The sequence below is a fragment of the Halorubrum sp. AJ67 genome (assembly GCF_000513435.1).
The window spans coordinates 92,862-95,432 of record NZ_CBVY010000002.1 but is presented as its reverse complement, the minus strand read 5'-3'; the positions used below and the strand labels follow the sequence as shown (position 1 = coordinate 95,432).

At 53.4% G+C, this 2,571-nt stretch carries 2 protein-coding genes, 1 tRNA gene and 1 pseudogene; 1 reads left to right on the top strand and 3 read right to left on the bottom strand.

Annotated elements, in window-relative coordinates; genetic code table 11:
* Positions 1 to 455 (bottom strand): annotated as a pseudogene (locus BN903_RS17090) (hypothetical protein); the annotation flags it as partial.
* Between the two features lie 161 nt (positions 456 to 616).
* Between BN903_RS17090 and BN903_RS02535 the strand changes: the two are divergent.
* Positions 617 to 690: transfer RNA gene (locus tag BN903_RS02535), tRNA-Tyr, on the top strand.
* A gap of 132 nt (positions 691 to 822) precedes the next feature.
* Here the strand turns inward: BN903_RS02535 and BN903_RS02530 are convergent.
* Together BN903_RS02530 and BN903_RS16330 are read right to left on the bottom strand one after the other, a co-directional pair.
* Positions 823 to 1,605, bottom strand: coding sequence for a hypothetical protein (locus BN903_RS02530; protein WP_048076243.1), 783 nt, complete (start codon positions 1,603 to 1,605; stop codon positions 823 to 825).
* A gap of 8 nt (positions 1,606 to 1,613) precedes the next feature.
* The gene (locus BN903_RS16330; protein WP_154018020.1) at positions 1,614 to 2,300 is read right to left on the bottom strand and encodes a hypothetical protein; all 687 of its coding nucleotides are present in this window, start codon (positions 2,298 to 2,300) and stop codon (positions 1,614 to 1,616) included.
* Positions 2,301 to 2,571: the final 271 nt, after the last annotated feature.

Below are 2,571 nucleotides of genomic sequence, written 5' to 3'. Positions count from 1 at the left end.
GCGACGGCGGAGAAGTAGGCGTCCGCGTTCGACGCCTCCCGGGTCGAGCGCGCGCGGGCGGCCGCCAGCGCGGCGTGGATCGCACAGAGGCGGCCCTTCCACTCGGCGGGCTCCCAGCGCTCGGTGGCGAGTTCCTCGTAGCGTTCGATCGTGAGCGCGGCGTCGCTGCCCGCGCGGATATCCTCGACGACGTAGAGGTTGAGGCGGTCCCAGAGGTTCCACGCGTAGCCGGAGCGGGCCAGCTCCCACGCCGCCCACGCGGCGACCTCCTCGTCGGAGCGGCGGACCGCCTTCTGGAGGAGACTGGAGACGACGTAGCGGCTGTAGCCGCCGTCGGTCTCGTTCGGCTCCTTCGCCTCGCCAAAGTCGTTCTCGCCCGTCGCGTCCGGCGTCGTCTCGGTTTCGAGGCTCCCGTCCGACCCGAACGTCGCCTGTCTGTCGTCGCCGTCGGCCATGGGCTCGCTCCCGCCGCGAGCGACTTAACAGCCGCGCGCTGCCGGCGTCTCGTGAGTCGATTTCTGGGGATCGCTTCGGCCTCGCGGGACTGCGGTACGGCGGATCACACCGGTTCTGAAAGGGAACCCTTAAGTCCGATCCAACGGCTACGTTTCGGTAACCGCCCTTAGCTCAGCTTGGTAGAGCAGTCGACTGTAGATCGACTTGTCCCCCGTTCAATTCGGGGAGGGCGGACTGAATCTTAACACTCGCGAGCGACAGCGAACGGTGCCGGGCGGGACGACCGACCCGAATTGAGCAGATGAATCATATCTCACGCAATGGGCGAAGCAAATAATTGCGGATTCTATCGTGAAGGTGGATGGGCTACTCTGAAGACCCGTTTGAGTTTTGGACCCCTTTCCAAACCTCATAGATGACCTCCGCCAACTGAGTAGCGTCGTCAGACAGCGCTTCTACTTCTCCCTCCTCAAATTCGACACGGATAGAATGTGCTCCTTTGTTCCCCTTTTCTTTTAAATCACGGATATCTTCAACCATCTCACGATCCAGACCCTCCTTGGTGAATCGTTTGAGATCCGGAACTCCAATTTTGAGATTATTCAGTAATTCATCGAAACTGTAGTGACGCTGATTCTCTTGGTCAAAAAACATCTGAGTATCTTTGCCCGAATATTCTCCTCGAAGAATCTCGAAAATTAGGTTCTCGAAGAACTTCCGTGTTAACACCATCGTCCCATCGTAGATATGTTGTCGGTATGATTCGTTGACATCTCCGACTAAATTCTGATAGCGATCTTCCTCGAAGATCTCGGAATCTATGAACCGCTCGTGCTTGTTTCGAGGAGTGTTGAGAGCACCATCTGCCAACAATTCCTCAACATCATCCTCACCATCATGAGTGAGGATATATCTATCACCATTCGCCTCAGAAATCCAACCAGCATCATCAAGACGACTAAAGTAGGTTGATACGCTACTTGTACTTACTCTTGAACGAGAATTGCGAATAACGTTCTTGACCTCTACCTGCTTCACACCCTCAATCTCGTTTTCACTTCGGTTCTCAATGTAGTAGATGATGAGAGCAACTTCCTCTTTGTGGCCCGCATCATCGTTGAAGTGGTCAATGAGATAATTGATGTCCATACTATCCGCTACTCAAACTCGTCAGCTAGCTCTTGAATCAGTTTCCGAGCGTGGTTCTTACCTTTCCCAACTAGATAAATTTGAGAGCCATCTGATTCAAACCAGTCACTGGCATCACTGGAGAATGCTTGGCCCATCGATCCCCTTCTCTCCGTTTCAACGTCTGAGGCCACTAACGCATCGTCTAATCTATCGAACTTAATCTTCTTTTCATTTAGACACGCCTCCCACGCAAGCATTAGAAGAGATGATGCCTGCGCTTGTCGTTGGTTCCGCGCATCTCCTAATCTCAGAACCCCGTTCTCGAAATGGTACATATTGAGGCTGGGGACCCCTTCCTCGTTTTCAGGTAACTCAAATAGTCTGTCGAGCGTGTTTTCATCAACTCCTGTTATTGTTGAGAGAGATGTGAATTCGTCTCTCACACTCCCCGAATCCTGTGTGGTCGGTGAGGAGTCTGGATCTCCCCAGCCGCTCAGGGGGGCTTGATCTCCCTCTTTGTCCTCGGGCTTAGGTTCAGAATTCTCCTCCGGTCTCGGAAGAGTTGAGAGTGCTTCTTCTTCATCGATGAACTCTACGAACTCGATCAATTCGCTTTGAAGTTCCTCTCGGTCTTCACCTGAGAATTCAGCGTCAAGCGGTCCATAGTTGAGTGTAAGTGTGATATCTATATGATATGCTATCCTGCTTGGCATAAGATAATATTTCTTACGCTGAAATCGAGGAAACAGCCTGATTGGACTTTGATCGACAGAATCGGGGAGGAATACGTTGAACCCAAATTTCGCGGAAGTACATCATATCTGAGTACGGAGAAGTCAACAAAGCGGCTTCCGCGGCCCATGACGGAACCCAATCAGTGGGATCCCCCTGTGTCGCCGTAACACACTTAAGAGCGCGCTCGATACGGATACTCAGTGGCATCCCGACAGGGCGGGTCGGGGGACGCGGAGCCCCCTCGGGCCC